General features: G+C 71.7%; 21 protein-coding genes and 3 pseudogenes. 13 read left to right on the plus strand and 11 right to left on the minus strand.

Annotated elements, in window-relative coordinates:
• Positions 1-195 precede the first annotated feature (195 nt).
• The gene (locus HNR25_RS12705) at positions 196-1,017 is read left to right on the plus strand and encodes an SAM-dependent methyltransferase (protein WP_184635325.1); all 822 of its coding nucleotides are present in this window, start codon (positions 196-198) and stop codon (positions 1,015-1,017) included.
• Between the two features lie 199 nt (positions 1,018-1,216).
• Complete coding sequence (locus tag HNR25_RS12710) at positions 1,217-2,272, plus strand: hypothetical protein (protein ID WP_221459296.1); 1,056 nt, start codon at positions 1,217-1,219, stop codon at positions 2,270-2,272.
• Between the two features lie 66 nt (positions 2,273-2,338).
• Here HNR25_RS12710 and HNR25_RS25930 read toward each other — a convergent pair.
• The 7 genes and pseudogenes from HNR25_RS25930 to HNR25_RS25940 all read right to left on the minus strand — a co-directional run.
• Positions 2,339-2,878: pseudogene (locus HNR25_RS25930) on the minus strand (alkyl sulfatase dimerization domain-containing protein); the annotation flags it as partial.
• Positions 2,826-3,017 (minus strand): hypothetical protein, encoded by a 192-nt coding sequence (locus HNR25_RS12720; protein ID WP_184635329.1) that lies wholly within the window; start codon positions 3,015-3,017, stop codon positions 2,826-2,828. The pseudogene HNR25_RS25930 and the gene HNR25_RS12720, both read right to left, overlap by 53 nt.
• 166 nt (positions 3,018-3,183) lie before the next feature.
• Positions 3,184-3,741: a DUF421 domain-containing protein gene (locus HNR25_RS12725; RefSeq protein WP_184635331.1), complete on the minus strand. Its 558-nt coding sequence runs from the start codon at positions 3,739-3,741 to the stop codon at positions 3,184-3,186.
• 139 nt (positions 3,742-3,880) lie between these two features.
• Positions 3,881-4,126, minus strand: a pseudogene (locus HNR25_RS25935) (sigma-70 family RNA polymerase sigma factor); the annotation flags it as partial.
• A gap of 111 nt (positions 4,127-4,237) precedes the next feature.
• Positions 4,238-4,429, minus strand: a pseudogene (locus tag HNR25_RS12730) (fasciclin domain-containing protein); the annotation flags it as partial.
• Between the two features lie 183 nt (positions 4,430-4,612).
• Entirely contained in the window at positions 4,613-5,263 is a 651-nt protein-coding gene (locus tag HNR25_RS12735; RefSeq protein WP_184635332.1) for a hypothetical protein, read from the minus strand.
• 226 nt (positions 5,264-5,489) lie between these two features.
• The gene (locus tag HNR25_RS25940; RefSeq protein ID WP_246463641.1) at positions 5,490-5,747 is read right to left on the minus strand and encodes a nuclear transport factor 2 family protein; all 258 of its coding nucleotides are present in this window, start codon (positions 5,745-5,747) and stop codon (positions 5,490-5,492) included.
• Between the two features lie 68 nt (positions 5,748-5,815).
• Between HNR25_RS25940 and HNR25_RS26505 the strand changes: the two genes are divergently transcribed.
• Positions 5,816-5,950 carry a hypothetical protein gene (locus HNR25_RS26505; RefSeq protein ID WP_281387525.1) on the plus strand — a complete coding sequence of 45 codons (135 nt, stop codon included), beginning with the start codon at positions 5,816-5,818 and terminating at the stop codon, positions 5,948-5,950.
• 89 nt (positions 5,951-6,039) lie between these two features.
• The gene (locus HNR25_RS12745) at positions 6,040-6,876 is read left to right on the plus strand and encodes an SAM-dependent methyltransferase (RefSeq protein ID WP_184635334.1); all 837 of its coding nucleotides are present in this window, start codon (positions 6,040-6,042) and stop codon (positions 6,874-6,876) included.
• Between the two features lie 120 nt (positions 6,877-6,996).
• On the opposite strand, the gene HNR25_RS12750 is transcribed toward HNR25_RS12745, so the two are convergent.
• Both HNR25_RS12750 and HNR25_RS26510 read right to left on the minus strand, forming a co-directional pair.
• Entirely contained in the window at positions 6,997-7,410 is a 414-nt protein-coding gene (locus HNR25_RS12750; protein WP_184635336.1) for a hypothetical protein, read from the minus strand.
• Positions 7,411-7,455: 45 nt separating this feature from the next.
• On the minus strand, positions 7,456-8,136 hold the full coding sequence (locus tag HNR25_RS26510) for an AAA family ATPase (protein ID WP_281387526.1): 681 nt from the start codon (positions 8,134-8,136) through the stop codon (positions 7,456-7,458).
• Here HNR25_RS26510 and HNR25_RS27055 point away from each other — a divergent pair.
• A complete protein-coding gene (locus HNR25_RS27055) occupies positions 8,121-8,471 on the plus strand; it encodes a VOC family protein (protein ID WP_184639247.1) in 351 nt (116 codons plus the stop codon). The two genes, HNR25_RS26510 and HNR25_RS27055, sit on opposite strands and share 16 nt — an antisense overlap.
• Before the next feature lie 120 nt (positions 8,472-8,591).
• Here HNR25_RS27055 and paaZ read toward each other — a convergent pair whose 3' ends face one another.
• The gene (gene paaZ, locus HNR25_RS12765) at positions 8,592-10,631 is read right to left on the minus strand and encodes a phenylacetic acid degradation bifunctional protein PaaZ (RefSeq protein WP_184635340.1); all 2,040 of its coding nucleotides are present in this window, start codon (positions 10,629-10,631) and stop codon (positions 8,592-8,594) included.
• Between the two features lie 101 nt (positions 10,632-10,732).
• On the opposite strand from paaZ, the gene paaA reads away from it, so the two are divergent.
• From paaA to HNR25_RS12805, 8 genes are all read left to right on the plus strand, one after another.
• Positions 10,733-11,719, plus strand: a complete 987-nt coding sequence (gene paaA, locus HNR25_RS12770; RefSeq protein ID WP_184635342.1) for a 1,2-phenylacetyl-CoA epoxidase subunit PaaA — start codon at positions 10,733-10,735, stop codon at positions 11,717-11,719.
• Positions 11,719-12,018 carry a 1,2-phenylacetyl-CoA epoxidase subunit PaaB gene (gene paaB / locus HNR25_RS12775; protein WP_184635344.1) on the plus strand — a complete coding sequence of 100 codons (300 nt, stop codon included), beginning with the start codon at positions 11,719-11,721 and terminating at the stop codon, positions 12,016-12,018. The genes paaA and paaB overlap by 1 nt, the downstream gene beginning before the upstream one ends.
• Positions 12,019-12,025: 7 nt before the next feature.
• Complete coding sequence (gene paaC, locus HNR25_RS12780) at positions 12,026-12,955, plus strand: 1,2-phenylacetyl-CoA epoxidase subunit PaaC (RefSeq protein ID WP_184635347.1); 930 nt, start codon at positions 12,026-12,028, stop codon at positions 12,953-12,955.
• Entirely contained in the window at positions 12,949-13,497 is a 549-nt protein-coding gene (gene paaD, locus HNR25_RS12785; protein ID WP_221458619.1) for a 1,2-phenylacetyl-CoA epoxidase subunit PaaD, read from the plus strand. The genes paaC and paaD overlap by 7 nt, the downstream gene beginning before the upstream one ends.
• A complete protein-coding gene (gene paaE / locus HNR25_RS12790; protein ID WP_184635349.1) occupies positions 13,498-14,589 on the plus strand; it encodes a 1,2-phenylacetyl-CoA epoxidase subunit PaaE in 1,092 nt (363 codons plus the stop codon).
• A 221-nt stretch (positions 14,590-14,810) separates the two neighbouring features.
• Positions 14,811-16,676, plus strand: a complete 1,866-nt coding sequence (locus tag HNR25_RS12795) for a glycoside hydrolase family 3 protein (protein WP_184635350.1) — start codon at positions 14,811-14,813, stop codon at positions 16,674-16,676.
• A 347-nt stretch (positions 16,677-17,023) separates the two neighbouring features.
• A complete protein-coding gene (locus HNR25_RS12800; protein ID WP_184635352.1) occupies positions 17,024-18,643 on the plus strand; it encodes an ABC-F family ATP-binding cassette domain-containing protein in 1,620 nt (539 codons plus the stop codon).
• Positions 18,644-18,961: 318 nt separating this feature from the next.
• Positions 18,962-20,314 carry a cellulase family glycosylhydrolase gene (locus tag HNR25_RS12805; protein WP_184635354.1) on the plus strand — a complete coding sequence of 451 codons (1,353 nt, stop codon included), beginning with the start codon at positions 18,962-18,964 and terminating at the stop codon, positions 20,312-20,314.
• 738 nt (positions 20,315-21,052) lie between these two features.
• Here the strand turns inward: HNR25_RS12805 and wrbA are convergent.
• Positions 21,053-21,673, minus strand: coding sequence for an NAD(P)H:quinone oxidoreductase (gene wrbA, locus HNR25_RS12810; RefSeq protein ID WP_184635356.1), 621 nt, complete (start codon positions 21,671-21,673; stop codon positions 21,053-21,055).
• Positions 21,674-21,794: the final 121 nt, after the last annotated feature.

The raw sequence follows: 21,794 nt of genomic DNA on the forward strand, positions 1-21,794 counted from the left end.
GCGCCGGCGGCATCCGCAGTGATACCCGGCGTGTTTCCGCTGATCGCACGGCTGTGCGCGCTGCGGATGCACAGTGGTGTCGGCTTTGTCTATCCTTGACCGACAGGATCCGGCCGAGAGCGGACGTCCAGGTGTCCAGGCCGGCGGATCCACTGCTGCGGGGCTACCCCGATCGCTGACTGAGGTGGGTATTCGATGACAGACGGCTTCTTCTCGCCCGTTCCCGCCGGAACCGAGCCCGCGCCGGAGCTGGATACCTCCGTACCGCACTCGTCCCGGATCTGGAACTACTGGATGGGCGGTAAGGACAATTTCGCGATCGACCGCGAAGTGGGCGACCAGGTGTACGCGTCCTTCCCGGAGATCGCCGACCTGGCCCGCACCAGCCGGGAGTTCCTGAGCCGCGTCGTGACCTACCTGGCCGGTACGGCGGGCATCCGCCAGTTCCTCGATATCGGTACCGGAATGCCCACGGTCAACAACACCCACGAGGTCGCCCAGGCCGTCGCTCCGGAAAGCCGGGTGGTCTACGTGGACAACGACCCGCTCGTGCTGGTCCACGCGCGCGCCCTGCTCGTCGGGTCTCCCGAGGGCGTCACCGACTACATCGACGCCGACCTGCGCGATCCGGACGCGATTCTGGAGCGGGCCGCCGACGTTTTGGACTTCGACCAGCCCGTCGCACTCATGCTGCTGGGGATCCTCGGCCACATGCCCGACGACGAGGTGCAGCCGATCATCCGGCGGCTCATGGACGCGCTGCCGTCCGGTAGCTACCTGGCGATGTACGACGGCACCAATACCAGCGAGGCGTACAACGAAGCCATGGAGCGCGGAAACCAGCAGGGCGGGGTCCCGTATCTGCTGCGCAGCCCCGAGGCGATCGAAAGCCGCTTCAACGGCATGGAACTGGTGGATCCGGGTGTGGTCCCGTGCCCGATGTGGCGCCCCGAACCCGTCGAGGTCGGCACGCGGCGCGGCATGGACCAGTACGGCGGGGTGGCGCGCAAGCCCTGACTCCGGCCTCCGGCGCCGGCAGCGAGGTACTCGCAGGGGGGCGGGCCGCCATGCGGCCCCGCCGCCGGACCGCAGTACCGCTGGGCGCGCCGGTTCGCCGGAGGGGACGCCGCCGCGTCTCCGCCGGCCCCGATTTCGTCGTCTGCTCACGCACGGGCGCATGTGTCGGCATCATGGCGGTGTGCATTATGCGGTGAGAGTGGATACAGCGATCCCCGACGGCGGCGCGCAACTGGACTCCTTGCAGCGTGAGGGCGCTCTCCGGGTGTTCGGGCAGGCGCTGGAAGGCGTCGAGCCCATCAAGGGCCCCGATGGTATGGAAGTCGACCTGTTCGACTGTGCCATCGCTGTGCACGCGGAGGGGGTGCTCCTGACGCTGATGCTGGACGCGCCGGCGCTCGAGTTCGCCGAGGCCGCCGGCCGGGCCCTGATCGAAGAACTGCTGGAGGCGGTCGAGCTCTTGTCCGGCTGGACCGTGCAGCACTCGGGCGTCGAGCTGCACCCCGACTCGCTTGCGGAGAGTCTCGCCGCTGCCGACGGCCCCGACGCGCCTCCCGACGACCTCGGGGCGCGGCGCAGTCGGTACCTGGCGCCGCAAGCGCCGCCGAGCGGTCCGAGCCCGGAAGAGGCGGCTGCGCGGCGGGCCTGCTTGCAGGCGCTCGCCCCGCGCCTGAAGGCGTTCTCTCCCGTTTCCTTCGGGGGCGGCGACCCCGGCGAGGAGGATGGCGCCGCGGGGTTCGGCGTCGATCAGGGGGCCGCCGATCTGGCCGCCGGCGCTCTGTTCGAGGCCTCGGTCGCGGTGCTCGACGAACTCTTCATGGATGTGCACGAACTGTGGACCGAAGATACGGCGGTTGCCGGGTGCGACGGCCCGCTGATGCGCCTGGAAGACTTGCCGGAGCGGTTCGCCGAGCACTACACCGCCGGATTCGCACGCCGCTTCCTGGTCACCGCAGTCGCGCTGACCACGCGTTTCACCGACGGAACCTTTCGGAGCCTCGGGTCCGTCGCCGAGGAACTCGCCCTGCGGCTTCTGCTGGGTCAGGCCCGAACCATCCTCGATATTCACGGTCTTCTCGACGAAGGCGGCCCAGCGTTGGACACCTTCGCCGAGTCGGTCCATGAGGGTAGGGACCGCGCGTGGCTCTACAGCGACGTCCCCGCCGAAGACGGGGCCGCGGCTGTCACGGCCTGGTTCCTGCCGTTCGACGACACCGACCGCTACGTCCATCCTTTCGCGGTCGGAAACGTCTGAAGCGCACGGAGTGACGATCGGGAAGCTCCGGGCCGGTTCGGTCAGCGATGCCGGCAGCCGCCGGAACAGGCCGGTGTCGCCCTCGGTCCGCAGCCCGTCGAGCCCGCCGGCGGAGATCGCCTGGAGGAGCTGGGGCACGGTGGGGCCGACCGACAGGCCGGCGGGTGCTCCGCTGCCGGGGACCGACCGGGTCACCAGGACCCCGTTGGCGAGGGGCGTGCGACGGCTCTCGCCCAGGTCGGTGAACGTCCAGTCGATGCTCAGCCGCTCGTCCCAGCAGCCGGGGCCGTCCACCCGCACCGCCAGCGAGTCGAATACCTGGTCCACGGTCAGCGCAGCGACCATATCGGCGCCGCCCATGAACTCCACGTAGCGCTTCGCCGACTCCACCGGCGGGTGCTCCCACAGGTGCGCGGGACTGCCGTCGAACCAGCCTATGCAGTGTCGGCAGATCGCCTTGACGTTGTGGCTGACCGAACCGTAGTAGCCCTGCGCGTGCCACGCGCTCTCCAGCGCCGGCGGCAGCCCATGGTCTCGGTGATCTCGATTCCGGTCAGATCGCTGTTGACGCCGCGCAGGGGCTGGTCGTGCTTTCGGGGCACTCACCGTCGAGGAAGCCGTAGGCGCCGCCGTCCCGGACCGTGGTGCCGTCCGCAGCGGTGATCACCGCCGAATCGAGGGAGGTGACGAAACCGCGACCAGCGTCGTCGAAGTCGGAGCGATCGCTGAAAGAAGGAAGTGCCATCCCCTGATCGTCGAGACCGGACCGTCGCCGAGGGGATCTGACCTGGTACGTCGCGCAAAAAGCGAGGCCGGTCCCCCGCACGCCGCCGAGGGCGCGGCACGCCGCGACCGCGACGGCCGGGAGCGGTCGCAGCGCATCCGCCGGTTCCGGATTCCGCTGAGCGGCGTCATCCGCCCCCGCGCTCAGACGGAGCGCCCGCGCCCGCCACGCTGGTCAACAGGTCCGTATCCAGGGGGCGGCCGTCCGCGTTCTCAAGCAGCACCGACACATCACCGGTGGTTTCCAGAACCGCGGCTGAGACGTGCTCCACGCTCGTCACTCCGGCCAGCCGCAGTTTCGAGCGCAGGTCGTTTTCGGTCATCCGCGCCTTTCGCAGATTCTTCGGCAGCATCCGGGAATCGCGCATCAGCAGGAGCGGGCGGTTCTCCAGCAGCAGCTGCAACCGGAAGCGGAACCGCGCCTGTGCTACGGCCGCCTGAACCGTGAACAGTACCGCGAGGGCGACCCCGCCCTGCAGCAGGGAAACCTCGGGGTTCACGATCGTGGTGGCGAGCATCGAACCGAACGCCACGGTCGCGGCCAAGTCGAAGTTGGTCATCTCGGAGAACGAACGCAGCCCGGCGAGCTTCGAGAACGTGATCAACCCCAGGTACGCGACCGGCGCGGTCACCGCTACCAGTCCGATCACGTCCCAGGAGGTCGCCAACCGTTCGAGGAGTATCATCGGTCTCCTTCCGCGTCGCGTACGCGCCAGAATCGCACAGGCGCAATGGGAGCGGACTGCACACGGAGCCGTCGGCGTGGTTGCGGACAGGTTCGCGGCGCGGCGCGGCCGGGCCCGCGCTACACGGGCGGTGCCGCGGGCCCCGCCGCTCGTCGAAGCGGCAGGCCCAGCGCCACACCTCCTGGGTGACCTCCTCCGACTGGGCGGGGGCGCGCAGGATGCGCCGGACGAGGCCGTACACCGACGGGCTCATCCGGTCGTAGGCCTGCTCGAAGGCGCGTTCGTCACCGCGGGCGACGCGGCGCAGGAGGTCGCCGAGCCCTTCCGGGGGCGGCGCCTCGGCCCGGGAGGCACCGGACAGACGCGGCACCGAATCGTCGTCCATCGTCCTCGTTCCTGTCCCGGTCCGCTACCCCGGACGGGCCGTGTCCACCGCCGACCCGCCCGGGAGCTCGAATTCAGGGCGCCGGCGCCCTCAGCTCTGCGGCATCAGGACGCCGTCGACCGTGTAGTCCTCGCCGGAACCGGAGGTCTCGACCGTTTCGCCCTGCAACGAGGTGAAGGATCCGTTCTCCAGCTCACCGGGGGCGTGCTTGCCCTCGACGACGTGGCAGGTCAGCACCTCGGTGAGCCGCTCCCGGTCCTCCAGCAGCGCGTTCAGGTCCGCTTCGGGGATCGTGTCGAAAGCGGGCAGGCGGTTTTTTCGGCGGCGGGATGGGCGGTGCCCGGCTCACCTGAGCGGGCACCGTGCAGCCGGGGGGCGGGACCGTGTGCGAGCGGGAATCGCCCGGGGCGTGTCCCGTCGCCGCGAACCGCGCTCGGTGGCCTCAACCGGTGCAGTGATCGACCGAACGCGCCGTCGCGTACGGCCTCACGGCGGGCCGCGGTCGGCTGCTGCGGCGGGCCGCCGGTCGGTGCGGCGGCGCCTCGCTCCCCTGCCGTCGCGGGCGGTAGGAGCGGTGGAGACCGCGGCGACGAGTGCCAGGGCCGCGGTCGCCGAGGCACCGGCCCACACCGTGCCGAGTAGCGCCACCGGCCCTGCGGGCAGGGAGTGGACGGTCAGGCCGCCGTTTTCGGGGAGTGCGGAGAGCAGCAGGAGGGCGCCGAGGAGGCCGAGACCGTAGCCGGCCAGCGCGGGGATCAGGAGCCGGAACCGGCGCACGCCGGTGCGCCGGGCGCGACGGGATACCGCGTACGCCATCAGCAGGCCGGGCAGCACCGGAAGCAGCACCGCTACCGCCGTCCACGGCGCGTACGGCACCTGTGCGGCCAGTGAGAACGCGACCGGCCCGGCGGGGCCGGGCACCGGGGCGGGAGCCGGCTCCCAGACCACGGGGGTGCCGGTCGCGGCGCCGAACACGAGCAGAGCGGCGTCGCGGAAATCCCCGCGCAGAGGGGGCATGGGGCACGCTTCCGCCGCTGCGGAGCATCCGCCGCCGCCGAGAACGAGCCGGGCCAGCACGACCGCGGCCGCGGACAGCAGCGCAGCCGAGACCAGCGCCGGCCCGACCGTGGCGACCATGTGGCCGGCAGCGGTCCCCGGACTCCGTGTCGTCAGCGTCTTCGGCAACGCCGGGCAGGATCGCACGACGGGGAGGTCGGCGCCAGGGGCCGCGGAGCCGGGCTCCGGGGCGAGGCGTGCCCGCGTGCGTTTTCGCTCCCCGCCGTCTGGGCGCCGGAAGCGGACAAGCCGTTTCGCCGACGTGTCGACATGGCGGTTCGTGTCCCGGTCGGCGCCGGTGGCGGCGTCACTGCGGTGGGTCGGGCGCCGCACGCGTCGGCGTCGTCTGCGCGAGAGCGATCCGCCAGGATCCGCTGTCCGTGCGCAGCACGTAGGTGAGCGCGCCGTGCGACGGCACGGCGGTGTGGGCGTCGCCGCCACCGCGGCCGTCGTGGACCGTTTTGATGCAGCTGACGACGGCTGCACCGGGGGCTGTGCGGCGGATGTCGACGACCTCCACGCATGTGCGGACGTCGCCGAGAGGGGAGGCGAGGGCGGCGGCCATCGCCTCCCCGAACGCCGCGCGCCCCAGGACGCGCCGCCCGCGATGTTCACGATCACGGTGTCCGGTGTGTGCAGCGCGAGCAGCGCGTCCGGATCGTTCTGCGCTTCCTGCGCCTGTGCCACGAGCTCTCGGATCGCCTGCGCGTCTTCGGCCGCGACGGTCGGGTTCTCATCGGAGTCCATACGCGGGAACATATTTCCTGAACTTTGGTTCAGGTCAGGTCGATGGAGGGAGCCCGGGCGGACGCACTACGATGATCGCGTCCACGACGCCCGACCGACGGAGGCCCCCGATGGACGACTCCCCCGAGTGGATGCGCGCCACGGCCGACGATCCCCCTGTGCCCCCGGGGATCGACACCAGCCTGGCCCACCCCGCCCGGATCTACGACTACTGGCTGGGCGGCAAGGACAACTTCGCGGCCGATCGTGCCGTCGGCGACCGGATCATCGCCGCCACACCCCCGATCGTCGAGGGCGCCCGCGCCAACCGGGCGTTCCTCCAGCGGACGGTCCGCTATCTCGCGGGCGAAGCCGGCATTCGCCAGTTCCTCGACATCGGCACCGGGATCCCCACGGCGGGCAACACGCACACGGTCGCGCAGTCGGTCGCCCCGGACAGCCGCATCGTCTACGTGGACAACGACCCCGTCGTCCTCGCCCACGCCCGCGCTCTGCTCGTCGGCGCGCCGGAAGGCGCCACAGACTACATCGACGCCGACCTGCGCGACCCGGACACCATCGTCGACAGCGCCGTGAAGACACTGGACCGGAACCGGCCGACCGCCGTCATGCTGCTGGGCATCCTGGAGTTCGTCACCGACGACGCGCAGGCCCAGGACCTCGTCCAGCGGCTGATGCGCTCTTTCCCGAGCGGGAGCCACCTGGTGGTCTCCCATTCGACCAACGTGGTCGACCCCGAGGGCATGGACGAAGCCGCCCGCCTGTGGAACGAAGGCGGATCGACTCCGCTGACCCTGCGGTCACCGGAACAGGTCGCCGAGCTCTTCTCGGGGCTGGAACTCGTGGAACCCGGGGTGGTCTCCTGCCCGCTGTGGCGCCCGGACGAGTCCGACGTCGGCGCTGTGCGCCCGACCGACGGCTACGGCGCCGTGGGCCGCCGCCCCTGATACGCGCACGGCGACGGGCCGGCGGCTCCCGGCGCTGGGGAGCCGCCGGCCTGCGGCGCTTTGTCGACAGGTGGACATAGGGCTACGGCGACCGGCGCATCCCGGCGGGCGCGGGGGCCGTCATCCGCCGCTTCCCCCGCTCCCTCCGCAGCCGAGGCAATCGGTGCTGAACACCGTCTCGCCTGCCACCTTGCCGGTGAAATCGCCGTCGACGCCGTCGGTGAAGTCGGTGTCGCCGGGGTCGAACGAGCCGTCGAAGGAGACGTCGGCACCTTGCTGAGTGGCCCCACTGCAGTCCGCCGTGACCTGGGAGCCGTCGCTTTCCCCGACCTCGCAGTCCAACTGGCCCTCGATGGGGAACCCGGCCGACGCGAACGCCTCCTCGGCCGCCACACGCAGGCCTTCGGCCGCGATGCCGCCGAAGAGGTTCTCCCGCTGCTCGGCCGTACACCCGCTGACCGCTGCGACCGCCAGGGCCACCGCAGCGGTCGCCGCCGTCCAGTGCCGTCTGCGTCCGTCGCCCGCGATCGTCATGGGCCACAGCGTATGCGCGTTTCCTGTATCCGCCAGCGCTCCAGGTCACTCCGGGGATCGGTCCACGACGAAGCGTGCGCGCTCGGGCACGGACGACCGGGGAAGTTCGACCAGGTCGTAGCCGTAGTCGGTGCAGGCGGACACCATCGCCGCGTAGATGCGCTCGGCCTGGGCGAACGTCTGTGCGCGCTCGGTGCCGGTGCGGTAGATCGCCGACCACGGCGGGGCGATGAACACCGTGCGGTCGTAGCGGAAGCGGAGAGCGGCGCTGTGGACGTGCTGGGGCACACGGCGGCCCTCCACACGCAGGTAGCCGGCGACATCGACGACGCCCCGGTCGAAGAACACCGTCGCGCCGCTCGCGGCGGCGCGGCCGTGGGCGCGTATCTCCCGTGCCGGCATCGCATCGGCGAACAGGTCGCGGTCGCGTCCGCGGCGGCGGAATCCGGATCGGTGCGCGGACGCCGAGCGGTGTCCGCGTGTCGACGTGTCGCCATGTCTGCGGTGCTCGCCGGGTCGAGCCTGCCGGGACGCCCGGGGCGTCGGCGGGGCGGATGCGCGGCCGAAGGCGGGGAGGGCGGGGACGCGCCCCGGCTGTGCCGTCGGTAGGCCGGTACCGGCCGCGCACTCCTGTGGCCGCGGCAGTACGGATGCGCCAGGATCGGGGGTGACCGTGTCGCCCCGGATCGGAGGCCTCTGCGCTCCTCGGACTGCGCACGACCGCATACCCGGCGTCCGATCCGGCCGCGCTGACGCGGTGGTACACGGGCGTTCTGGGATACGGCCCCTGCTTCAGCGAGGACTACTGCGTCGGCTTCGACGCCGGCGGCTACGAACTCGCGCTGCACCCCGTCGAACTGCCCGGCCGGCGTCCCGTTACCTATCGGGGTGTCGCCGACATCGATGCCGCGCTCGCCGGGATCCGGGCGCATGGAGCGGTGCCGAAGAGCGGAGTGCGGGAGGTAGGCGGGGGAATCCGTGTGGCGACCGTGCTGGATCCCGAGGGCAGCGTCCTGGGGCTGATCGAGAACCCGCACGTCCGGGCGCACGGGGAACGCTAAGGTGTGTCCTTCGAAGGGCGCGGACGCCGAGGTGCGGACCGGCTCCCGAGGCCCTCTCCGAGGACGCCCGTTGTGGCGGGTTCGCCGAAGACGAGCGCGGGGTTTCACCCGTGCCCGCGCTCAGCTCTCCGGCTGCTCCTTGGCCACCAGGGTGAGCACGTCGTAGGTGGCCACCGGCTGCCCCTCGGCGTTCTCGACGACCGCGTCCCAGCGGACCTCGCCGTAGTCGGCGTTGATGCGCGGGGTGATCCGCTTGGCGGTGAGCGTGACGGCGATGGCGTCTCCCGCCTTCACCGGCGTCGCAAAGCGCAGGTCGTCGACGCCGAAGTTCGCCAGTACCGGCCCCGGCGCGGGGTCGACGAACAGCCCGGCGGCCAGGGAGACCACCAGGTAGCCGTGGGCGACGATGCCGCCGAACAGGGGGTTGGCGGCGGCGGCCTCCTCGTCGGTGTGGGCGTAGAAGGTGTCGCCGGTGAGGTCGGCGAAGCGGTCGATGTCCTCGCGCGTCACCGTGTGCGGCCCGGAGGCGACGGTGTCGCCGATGCGCAGCTCGGCCAGGCTCTTGCGGAACGGGTGGACGCCGTCGTCGCGGCGCCGTGCGCCGGTGGTCCAGCGGCCGGTGATCGCGGTCGCCATATCCGGGGAGGCCTGCACGGCGGTGCGCTGCATGTGGTGCCGGACGGCGCGCATACCGCCGAGCTCCTCGCCGCCTCCGGCGCGCCCGGGGCCGCCGTGCACGAGCACGGGAAGCGGGGATCCGTGTCCGGTGGACTCTTCGGCGTCGTCGCGGTCGAGCACGAGCATCCTGCCGTGCCAGGGTGCCAGTCCCAGCACCATCTCGCGTGCGGTGCCGGGGTCGTTGGTGACGACGGAGCCCACCAGGCTGCCGCGTCCGCGTGCGGCCAGCTCGACGGCCTCCCGTACGCCGCGGTATCCGATGACGGTGCTGACCGGGCCGAACGCTTCGACCTCGTGGGGCTCGGCCGCGTCCTTGCCGGCGCGCAGCAGGACCGGTGCGACGAAGGCGCCGCGCTGCGGATCGGCGCCGGCCGGCGTGCAGCGCTCCGGGTCGCCGAGGACGGCCTCCGCCGATCCGCGCAGCGCGGCGACCGCCTTGAGCACCTCGGTGCGCTGGTCCGCGCCGACCAGCGGGCCCATGGTGGTTCCGGGGTCGGCGGGGTCGCCGACCACGACCTGTTCCAGGCGCCGGCCGACGGCGTCGACCACGGCGTCGGCGAGGTGCTCGGGTACGAGCGCACGCCGGATGGCCGTGCACTTCTGTCCGGTCTTGACCGTCATCTCGGTGACGAGCTGGTCGGCGAAGAGCGCGAACTCGGGGTCGTCGGGCGCGACGTCGGGTCCCAGTACCGAGCAGTTGAGCGAGTCGGCCTCGATCCCCAGCCGGACTCCGTTGTGCACGACCGCCGGGTGCGCGCGCAGCTTGGCGCCGGTTTCGGCGGATCCGGTGAAGGCGACCGCGTCCTGCGGACCGAGGCGGTCGAGCAGTCCGGCGGGCCCGCCGGCGAGCAGCTGCAGCGAGCCCTCGGGCAGCAGCCCGGACTCGACGATGCGTCGCACCACCAGCTCGGTGAGGTAGGCGGTCTGGCTCGCGGGTTTGACGATGCTGGGCACGCCGGCGAGGAAGGCCGGGGCGAGCTTCTCCAGCATGCCCCACACCGGGAAGTTGAAGGCGTTGATCTGCACGGCTACGCCCGGGCGGGAGGTGTAGACGTGCTGGCCGACGAAGGTGCCGCCGCGGCCGAGGCGTTCGGCGGGGCCGTCGGGCAGCACCGTGTCGTCGGGAAGTTCGCGTGCGCCCTTGCTCGCGTAGCTGAAGAGGGTGCCGATGCCGCCGTCGACGTCGACGGCGTTGTCGCGGCGGGTGGCGCCGGTGCGGTGCGAGAGCGCGTGGAATTCGGCGGCGCTCCCGGTCAGGTGCTTGGCCAGGCTCTTCAGGATCGCCGCGCGCTGGTGGAAGGTGAGTGAGCGCAGCGCGGGGCCGCCCACGCGGCGGCCGTAGTCGATCATTCCGGGCACGTCCAGCCCGGTGGCGGACAGGCGGGCGACGGTTTCACCGGTGGCCGCGTCCGCCAGCGGCATGCCCTCGTCGGACGCCCGGTACCAGGCGTCCTGCGCGTAGCTCTCCAGTAGTGCGGTCACGGCGGGGTCCCTCCATTGCGCCCTCGGCCAGCGTGGTGGCAGACTATTACAGACCGAACGGTCAGTAAATGGACCGGTTGCAGCGGCTGGTTGGAGCGACCATGGCGGCACCCGCAGCAGCGGACGAAGAACGGCTCAGCGCGGAGTTCGACGCGGTCATCGCACGCCAGGAGCGCATCGAACCGCGCGACTGGATGCCCGAGGGCTACCGCACGACCCTCATCCGCCAGATCGCCCAGCACGCCCACTCCGAGATCATCGGCATGCAGCCTGAAGGCGCCTGGATCTCGCGCGCCCCGTCGCTGCGCCGCAAGGCCGTCCTGCTCGCCAAGGTGCAGGACGAGGCCGGCCACGGCCTGTACCTGTACTCCGCGGCCGAAACGCTGGGCGTCGACCGCGCCGAACTGACCCGCCGCCTGCTGACCGGGGCGCAGAAGTACTCCTCGATCTTCAACTACCCCGCGCTCTCCTACACCGACGTGGGCACCATCGGCTGGCTCGTGGACGGCGCCGCCATCTGCAACCAGGTGCCGCTGTGCCGCAGCTCCTACGGGCCCTACAGCCGGGCGATGATCCGCATCTGCAAGGAGGAGTCCTTCCACCAGCGCCAGGGCTACGAGCTGCTGGCGACCATGATGCGCGGCACCGACGAGCAGCGCGCCCTGGTCCAGGAATCGGTGGACCGCTGGTGGTGGCCCTCCCTGATGATGTTCGGCCCGCCCGACGCCGACTCCCCCAACACCGCGCAGTCCATGCACTGGGGCATCAAGCGCCACACCAACGACGAACTGCGGCAGCGCTTCGTCGACATGTCGGTTCCCCAGGCCGACGCGCTGGGCGTGCGTCTGCCCGACCCGGAGCTGACCTGGAACCCCGACCGCGGCCACTACGACTTCGGCGAACCCGACTGGGCCGAATTCACCCGCGTCGTCAAAGGCGACGGCCCCTGCAACGCCGAACGGATCGCCCACCGCCGCCGCGCGCACGAGGACGGCGCCTGGGTGCGCGAAGCCGCGGCGGCCTTCGCCGCGCGCGGAGCGCAGCAGCAGGCCCCGGCCGGCAGCGGCGCAGCACACGGAGGCCACTGATGGACACCGAGACCACCGCACCCGACTGGCCGCTGTACGAGGTCTTCGTGCGCAGCAAGCGCGGGCTCAACCACGTGCACGTGGGCTCGCTGCACGCCGCCGACGACACCATGGCGCTGCGCAACGCCCGCGACGTCTACACCCGCCGCAACGAGGGCGTGAGCGTGTGGGTGGTGCGCTCCGCGCTCATCACCGCCTCCAGTCCCGACGAGAAGGACCCGATGTTCGCCCCCAGCGGCGACAAGGTCTACCGCCACCCCACCTTCTACACCGTCCCCGACGACGTCCCCCGTATGTGAGGCCGCTATGACGCACTCCCCCGCCGCCGAACCGAACGAGGAGTCGGTCTATGCGGGTCTGGTCGACGTCGGCGGCGACGCCGCGCAGTGGGCTTTCGGGGCCGGCTTCGACGATCCGCTGGCCGGCGTGGACACCACGGTGCCCGCAGGCGTCGACCGCGCCGACCTCGCCGCCTACTGCCTGATGCTCGGCGACGACGCGCTCGTGCTCGCCCAGCGCCTCGCCGAGTGGTGCAGCAACGCTCCCGAGCTGGAGGAGGACGTCGCACTCTCCAACATCTCCCTCGACCTGCTGGGCCAGGGGCGGCTGCTGCTGGCGCGCGCCGCCGCGGCCGACCCCGATTCGGTTCCCCCGCTGCCGTCCGACTCCCCTGTGCCCGCCGAGGACGCGCTCGCGTTCTTCCGCGACCCCGGCGGCTTCCGCAACGTCGCACTCGCCGAGATCCCCAACGGGGACTTCGCGCAGTCCACGCTGCGGCTGCTGCTGTTCTCCGCGTGGCGCCTGGCGCTGCTGGAGGAGCTGCGCGGCTCGGTCGACCCGGTGCTCGCCGCGGTCGCCGCCAAGGGTGTCGCCGAGGTCGCCTACCACCGCGACCACGCCGCACGGTGGACGGTGGCCCTGGCGCAGGGCACCGCGCGATCGCGCCGGCGTATCGATGCCGCCGCCGCGGCCGTCTGGCCGCACGCCGCCGGACTGTTCGCGGTGCACCCCGTGGAGCGCCGCATGGCCGAAGCGGGTGCGGGCGTCGCGCCGGACGCGGTCCGCGCGGCGTGCACGGCGGTCCTGGACGACGTCCTCCGAGCCGCCGACCTGCACCGTCCCGCCCTCGATGCCGCCGCCGTGCGCGGGCGCGCCGGCGAGCACACCCCGGCGCTGTCCGAGCTGCTGGGCGACATGCAGTCGCTGGCCCGGGAACACCCCAGGGGCACCTGGTGAGCGCCCAGCGCGCGGGAGCCCCCGCACAGGCCGCTCGGGCCGAATCCGACCGGGTGCGGGCCCGGCAGGCGGCAGCGGCGGTCACCGATCCCGAGCTGCCCATGCTCACCCTGGCCGACCTGGGCATCCTGCGCGCGGTCGACGCCGACGGCGACGGCGGTGCCGTCGTGTGGATCACCCCCACCTACTCGGGATGCCCGGCCATCGGCGTCATCCGCGCCGATGTGGACCGGGCGCTGCGTGGTGCCGGGTTCGACAGCGTGGAGGTGCGCACGGTGCTCGACCCGCCGTGGAGCACCGACCGGATCACCGAACGCGGCAGGCGGCTGCTCGCCGAGCACGGCGTCTCACCGCCCGGCGCTGCGCCGCACCGCGGCGGCCCGGTGCCGCTGTCGCTGACCCCGCGCCGCCGCGCCCTGCACTGTCCCCGGTGCGGTTCCGGAGCCGCCGAGCTGACCTCCGAATTCGGTTCCACGGCCTGCAAGGCGCTGTACCGCTGCACGGCGTGCGCCGAACCCTTCGAGCACATCAAGGAGATCTGAGTGACCGCCACCTCCAGCGAGCCGCGGCGGCGCACGGCCCCGGTTTTCCACACCCTGTGCGTGTCCTCCGTCGAGCGGCTGTGCCCCGACGCTGCGGCGGTGACGTTCGAGGTCCCCCCGGAATCGGCCGCCGACTTCGCGTTCCGGCCCGGCCAGTCGCTGACGCTGCGCCGCTGGATCGACGGCGGCGAACACCGGCGCACCTACTCGATCTGCTCCCCCGACGGCGGGCCGCTGCGCATCGGCGTCCGCGAGGTCCCCGGCGGCCTGTTCTCCGCATGGCTGGTGAACGAGATCGCCCCCGGCACAGAGGTCGAGGTGGCCACGCCCTCCGGCTCGTTCTGCGCCGACTCCGCCCAGGGCGGGCGGCACCTGCTCGTCGCCGCGGGCTCGGGCATCACCCCGGTGCTGTCGATCGCGGCGTCGCTGCTGCACGGCCACCCCGGAGCCGAGGCCACGCTGATCTACGGCAACCGCACCGCGCGCACGGCCATGTTCGCCGAGGAGCTCGCCGACCTGAAGAACCGCTTCCCCGACCGGCTCCACCTCCTCCACGTGCTCTCCCGCGAACCCCGCGACGCCGAACTGCTGTCGGGGCGGCTGGAGCCCGACCGGCTCCGCCGGGTGCTGGAGGCGCTCGTTCCGCTGCGGGGCACCGCCCACGTGTGGCTGTGCGGGCCCTACGCCATGACCGAGGGCGCGCGCGGCGTCCTCGCCGATCTGGGCGTGCCCGCCGAGCGGGTGCACCGCGAGCTGTTCCACGTGGACGCCCCACCGCCCCCGCCGCGCCGCGTCGAGGCCGCCGGGCCCCAGACCGGAGGAAGCCTCACCGTCGTGCTCGACGGGCGCACCGGTACCGCGCCGATACCCGCCGGATCCACCGTCCTCGACTCCGCCCAGGCCGCGCGTGCGGATATGCCCTTCGCCTGCCGCGGCGGAGTATGCGGCACCTGCCGCGCCAAGGTCACCGCCGGCGAGGTGGACATGCGCCGCAATTTCGCGCTGGAAGACGCCGAGGTCGCCGAGGGCTTCGTGCTGACCTGCCAGTCCTATCCCGTCACCGCCGAAGTGACGGTGGACTACGACGCGTGACGCGGTCCCGGTAGCGCGGCCGGGATGCGCACCCGGCGGCCGCACTACGCCGCTGCGGCAGCCCCGGCCATTGACGCGTCTGAGAAAGGCTGTTTACAGTATGTTCACTTTGTGCGATGGGCTGATCACGGAAAGGGGAGGCGCCCTTCGACGCACGACCGCCGGGGTGGGGCCGCTGGGGTTTCGAAGCGCCGCACGGCGCAGAATCAGGAGGTCGACCAATGGCAGGTCCCCGCGCGGCCACCGCGCGCAGATCCCGTCCGCTCCTCTCCGCTTGCTCGGCGACCGCAGGTGCCCTACTGCTGCCGTTCATGGTGGCGGCAGCCCCGACCGCCGCCGCGGCACCCCGCTGCGACTCCACCGAGGACTGCCTCGCGCAGATGACCCTTGAGGAGAAAGCGGGCCAGATGACGCAGGTGAACCACACCGACGTCATGGACGACACGGATGCCGTCGCCGAGTACGGCCTCGGTTCCCTGCTCTCCGGCGGCGGCGCCGGTCCGGACGGCGACGCCGGCGGAACAGCCGCCGAGTGGGCCGACATGTACGACGACTACCAGCGCGCCGCCATGCAGAGCCGGCTGGGCATCCCGCTGATCTACGGCGTCGACGCGGTGCACGGCCACAACAACGTCGAAGGCGCCACCGTCTTCCCCCACAACATCGGCCTGGGCGCTACGCGCAACCCCGAGCTGGTGCGGCGCGCCCAGAACGTCACGCGCCACGAGGTGCTGGGCACCGGTATCGACTGGAACTTCGCGCCTGCGGTGAGCGTGCCCCGCGACGACCGGTGGGGCCGCACCTACGAGGGATTCGGCGAAGTCCCCCGGCTCGCGCGCACGATGGGATCCGCCTCGATCACGGGCTTGCAGGGCCACGACCTCGACTCCGAGAGCGTCGCGGCGACCGCCAAGCACTACGTCGCCGACGGCGGCACCGCCTGGGGCACCGGCGAGGGCGATTACGCGATCGACCAGGGCGACGCGCGGATGAGCGAGCGCGAACTGCGCCGCATCCACCTGCGCCCCTACCGCGCTGCCGTGCGGGCCGACGTGGCCTCGGTGATGGTGTCCTTCAGCAGCTGGGACGGGCTGAAGATACACCAGCACGAGTACCTCGTCGACGACGTACTCAAGGGCGAGCTCGGCTACGACGGCGTGGTGATCTCCGACTGGGCCGGCGTGCGCCAGGTCGAGGGCGGCTCCTACGCGGAGAAACTCCGCGCGTCGATCAACGCCGGGCTGGACATGATCATGGTCCCCGACGATTACGAGCAGAACATCGACGCCATCGTCGGCGAGGTCCGCGCCGGCCGCATCAGTGAGGAGCGCATCGACGACGCGGTCCGGCGCATCCTGGACCTGAAGTTCGACCAGGAGCTGTTCGACAAGCCCTTCACCGACCGGAGCTACACCGGCGACGTGGGTTCCGCCGAGCACCGCGCGGTGGCACGCGAGGCGGTCGCCCAGTCGCAGGTGCTGCTGAAGAACGACGATGTGCTGCCGCTGTCGCCCGACTCCGGGAAGGACATCGTCGTGGGCGGCAAGACCGCCGACGACCTCGGCTACCAGATGGGCGGCTGGTCCATCAGCTGGCAGGGCAGCGGCGGCGACACCACCGAAGGCACCACGCTCTGGGAAGCCGTCCAGCGGGAGACCGACGGCACCGACACAGAGGCGCGGTTCGTCGGCACCGACACCGGACAGGACTTCTCCGGCGACGTCGGCATCTGGGTCGGCGGCGAAACGCCCTACGCCGAGGGCATCGGCGACGACGGCGACCTGGCGCTCAGCGAGGCCGACAGCGAGCAGCTCGGCGACATCTGCGCCAAAACCGACGTGTGCATCGCCATGCTGGTTTCGGGGCGCCCGATGATCATCAATGAGGAGCTTGAGACCGCCGACGCGTTCGTCGCCTCCTGGCTGCCGGGCACCGAGGGCGCGGGCATGACCGACGTCCTCTTCGGCCACGAACGCTTCCACGGACGCCTCCCGGTGACCTGGCCGTCCTCGGTCGACCAGGAACCCATCAACCGCGGCGACGGCCAGAACCCCCTCTTCCGCCTGGGCTACGGATTGCGCCACTGATCGGTAGCGGCCCCGCCTGAGGGCGCCACCCGGATAGCGCGGCCGCGCCGGACCTGCCCACCGGCGCGGCCGTTTCACGTGGAACGAGCCGCCGCGGGAGCGCCCGGTGCGTCTCTGTATCCGTTCTCGGCGCCGGCCGCGGCCCCAGAGGCACGCTCGACGGACGCAGGCCGCCGGAAAATCCGTTGCTGCGCGCGCAGAGCCGCTGCGACGCTGGTCGTGGCGGGTGCCGCAGCGCCCGCAGCGGATGATCGCCAAAACACGGAGGTGGCCCTTTCCGATGCGAATGACCAACCGAACCGCGACTGCTCTGCTGGTTCCGTCGGCGCATCGCCGGGAGGCATCCCTTGTCCCACTCCATCGTCTGCTCCGAACTCGCCTTCGAATGGCCTGACGGCACCGCCGTCTTCTCCGGGCTCGACGCCGCCTTCGACAGCGGGCGCACCGGGCTGATCGGGCTGAACGGCTCGGGCAAGTCCACCCTGCTCAAGGTCATCACCGGGGAGCTCGCCCCGGCCTCGGGCAGCGTCCGGGTGGACGGCGGCATCGGCTACCTCGACCAGGGCCTGCCCCTGGACACCGGGCGGACCGTCGCCGAACTGCTCGGCATCGCCCGCACCCGCGCCGCCCTGCGTGCCATCGAGGCCGGCGACGCCTCCGAAGCCAACTTCTCCGCCGTCGGCGACGACTGGGACATCGAGGAGCGCGCGACCGCCGAACTGGAGCGGTTCGGCATCGCGCTCGACGGCCCCGAGCCGCTGGACCGCACCGTCGCCTCGCTTTCCGGCGGCGAAGCGATTCTCGCCGCGCTGGCCGGACTCATCCTGCGCCGGCCGCCCGTCACCCTGCTCGACGAGCCGACCAACAACCTCGACGCCAGAGCCCGCGCTCTGCTGTACGAGGCCGTCGACGCCTGGCGCGGCGTGCTCGTCGTCGTCAGCCACGACCGCGAACTGCTGGAGCGGGTCGACCGCATCGCCGAACTGCACGGCGGCGGCATACGCGTCTGGGGCGGCAACTACTCCGCCTACGCCGAGCAGTCGGCAACGGAGCAGGAGGCGGCCCGACGCGCGGTCAGAACCGCCGAAACCGAGGTCCGCAAGGAGAAGCGCCAGCTCATCGAGGCGCGAACCAAGCTCGACCGCCGGGCGCGCTACGGCCGCACGATGAACGAGTCGAAGCGCGAGCCGAAGGTCGTCATGAACCAGCGCAAGCGCGACGCCCAGGTCTCGGCGGCCAAGCACCGCATCATGCAGGCGGGAAAGCTGGAAGACGCCGAGCAGGCGCTGGCCGAGTCCGAATCGGCGGTGCGCGACGACGAGCGGATCCGCATCCGGCTTCCCGACACCGCGGTTCCGGCCGGCCGCACCGTGCTGGAGCTGGACGGCCCGCAGGACCGCATCCACGTGCGCGGCCCCGAACGGATCGCGCTGACCGGAGACAACGGAGCGGGCAAGACCACGCTGCTGCGGGCGGTCGCCGACGCCGCATCGGCACCCCATCCCGCCCTCTCGGTGGTCCGCGCCGCCGATCGCGTGGGCTACCTGCCCCAGCGTCTGGACATCCTCGACGACGCGGCCAGCGTGCTGGACAACGTGCGCGCGGCCGCGCCCGAGGCGACGCCCCACGAGGTGCGCGCCGACCTGGCGCGCTTCCTCATCCGCGGCGACCGCGTCGAGGACCCGGCCGGGGTGCTCTCGGGGGGCGAGCGGTTCCGCGTCTCGCTGGCCCGCCTGCTGCTGGCCGACCCGCCTCCGCACCTGCTGCTGCTGGACGAGCCGACCACCAACCTCGATCTGCACAGCGCCGCCCGGCTGACCGAGGCGCTGGCGGCCTACCGCGGCGCGCTGATCGTGGCCGGGCACGACACGGCCTTCCTCACCGAGATCGGCATCACCCGGTGGTGGCGGGTGGAGCGGGGAGGCGCCCCGGTCGAGTCCGACCCACCGCCGGAAGCGGAAGCGTAACCGAGCCGAGGAGCCGGCGGATCCCGGTGGAGGGGTCGGCGAAGCGACATACCGAGGAGTCGACGAGTCGGCAGGGCGCGGAGCCGTCCTATCGGCGCAGACGTGGATCCGCTGATGTGCAGGCGGATCCGCGGTGCGCTCCGGACGTCGGCGCGGGGGCGGGACCGCCGCCGAGGAATCTTACTTAGGCAGTTGAGTTAACTAAGTCACATCGCTTATAGTTGCGAACGCGCAACAGGGGGAAGCCGTCCGGCCGGCCGGTACGTCCACACGTTCCGGGTCCATGACCCGTGGCGACGCCCACCTTGAGGAGTTCACATGCGAACACGCCTCGCCTTAGCCGCCTCAGCGGCCGCCACCCTCCTCCTATCCCTCGCCCTCGTCGTCCAGCCGGCCAACGCCGACACCGGGTTCCACATCGAGAACGGACGCCTGGTCGACGCCAACGGCGACGACTTCGTCATGCGCGGGGTCAACCACCCGCACTCCTGGTTCACCGACGAGACCGAGTCCTTCGCCGAGATCAGCTCGCTCGGCGCCAACGCGGTCCGCGTCGTGCTGAGCAACGGCGTCCAGTACAACCGCAACGGCGCCGACGACGTCGCCGACGTCATCAGCGAGTGCAAGGCCAACCAGCTCATCTGCGTACTGGAGGTGCACGACACCACCGGATACGGCGAAGAGAGCGCGGCCTCCTCCCTGGACGAGGCAGTCGACTACTGGATCGACATCCAGAGCGCGCTCGAAGGCGAAGAGGCCTACACCATCCTCAACATCGGCAACGAGCCCTACGGCAACGAGGGATACGAGCCCTGGGCCGCCGACACCTCCGACGCGGTCGACCGGCTGCGCGACGCCGGCTACGAACACACGATCATGGTCGACGCTCCCAACTGGGGCCAGGACTGGACCAACACCATGCGCGACAACGCCGCGCAGGTATTCGAGAGCGACCCCGACCGCAACGTCCTCTTCGACATCCACATGTACGGGGTCTACGAGGACGCCGCCACGATCCGGGACTACCTCGGATACTTCGTGGACAACGGGCTGCCCATCGCGGTCGGCGAGTTCGGACACGACCACAGTGACGGCGATCCCGACGAGGACGCCATCCTGGCCACTGCCGAGGAGTACGGCCTGGGCTATCTGGGCTGGTCCTACAGCGGCAACAGCGGCGGCGTCGACTACCTCGACCTGACGAACGACTTCAACCCCGACAGCCTGACCCCGTGGGGAGAGCGCCTGTTCGAGGGGGAGAACGGGATCGCCGCAACGGCCGAGACGGCGAGCGTCTACGACGGGTCGGGCGATCCCGATCCCACACCCGATCCGACCCCCACCCCCACGGACGAGCCCACCGAGGAACCGTCGGGAGCCTGCACGGCCGACTACACGGTGCAGAACGAGTGGGACAGCGGCTTCGTCGCCGAGGTGACCGTCACCGCGCAGGAAGCTGTCAGCGGCTGGGAGGTCTCCTGGACCTACGACGACGGCCAGAGTGTCACCAGCGCGTGGAACGCCGAAGTCAGCTCCAGCGGGTCGCAGGTGGCCGCGAACGACGTGTCCTACAACGGCGGCCTGGACGCCGGGCAGAGCACGGCGTTCGGTTTCCAGGGCACCCACAGCGGCGGCAACCCCGTCCCGGAGCTGACCTGCTCCGCGCCCTGACCGGGGCCCACCGGACCGGCTAGAAGCCCGGTCCGCTGAGACGTCCGGCGGCGGCCTTCCGGCCGGGAGCGCTCCCAACCTCCAGTGCCGGAGAGCCGTCGCCGGGCCCGGGCGCCGCATCCGTCCACCAAGCCGGGTGCGGCGCCGCCGACGGCGCCGCACGCCGACGTCAGCGAACGGCCCGTCCCCGTGCGCTTCCTCCGCCGTCCCGGGCGCGCCGGTACAGAGCCGACGTGTCGCTGTGTCGACGTGTCGACGTGCCGCCGTGTCCGCTTGCGGACCTGGTGCCGGCGACAGTGGCGGATCTAGCCTGGCGGGCTATGGAGATACGACGGATCCGTGCTTTCGCCGCCGGTGTGCTCATCGCCAACAGTGCACCGCACATCGCTACCGCGGCCGGCGGGCGACGGCACATGACTCCGTTGGCCGGCCGGGGGTCCGGCCCTGTGGCCAACGGCGTGTGGGCCGGGCTCAACCTCGCCGCCGGCGCGCTACTGCTGAGCCGGAAGCGGACCCGCGGATCCGCAGAGCGCTGGGACGGTGACCTGGTGGCCTTCGACGCCGGCTGCCTCGCTTTCGCGCTGTGGATGACCGGAGCGGAGGCGAAACTGCGGATGAACTGGGACCCGTCCGCCGGTCGTGCGCGCGCCGGTCCGCGGCCGCGCACACGAGAAGAGGGGGCCGCACGAGCGGCCCCCTCCGGGTGCGAACGCGGATCGCCGCGCGCGGCTTCGCGCCTCAGGCGGCCGTCTTACCGGCCTTGAGGTCGGCGGCTACGCGGACCACGCGCCGGGACTGGACCTGCGCTGCGGTGCGCGTCACGTCGTCGACGGGGCTGTTGCCCTGGGCGTCCACGTGCGACGTGCCGTAGGGGTTGCCGTCGGCGAACTTGCTCGCGTCGGTGTAGCCGGGGGCCACGATGATGCCGCCGAAGTGGTAGAAGGTGTTCGACAGCGCCAGCAGCGTCGACTCCTGGCCGCCGTGCAGCGTGGCCGAAGAGGTGAAGCCGCTGTAGACCTTGTCGGCGAGCAGGCCCTGCTGCCACTGCGGGCCGAGCTGGTCGATGAACTGCTTCAGCTGCGAGGCGATGTTGCCGTAGCGGGTGGGCGAGCCGAAGATGACGGCGTCCGCCGAGACGACGTCGTCCGGAACCGCCTCGGCGACGTCCGCGGTGGCCTCGACGTTGGCCTGCCACGCCGGGTTGGCGGCGATCGCTTCGGCGGGAGCCAGCTCGGGCACCTTGCGCAGGCGGACGTCGGCGCCGTCCTTCTGCGCGGCCTCCTCGATCTCGCGGGCGATGGCATAGCCCGTTCCAGTGGAGGAGTAGTAGATGATGCTCAGCTTCACAGGCTCGCTCATGGGGTCCCTCCGGGGACGGAGTGATGGAATTACTTTCCTAGCAAGATAATGCTTCTGTATCGAACATGCGACTCCTGGCCGCCCCGTGTGGTGAGAGCCACTCGGCCGGGTGCAGGCGGGG

This window comes from Streptomonospora salina, from assembly GCF_014204715.1.
GTDB lineage: Bacteria > Actinomycetota > Actinomycetes > Streptosporangiales > Streptosporangiaceae > Streptomonospora > Streptomonospora salina.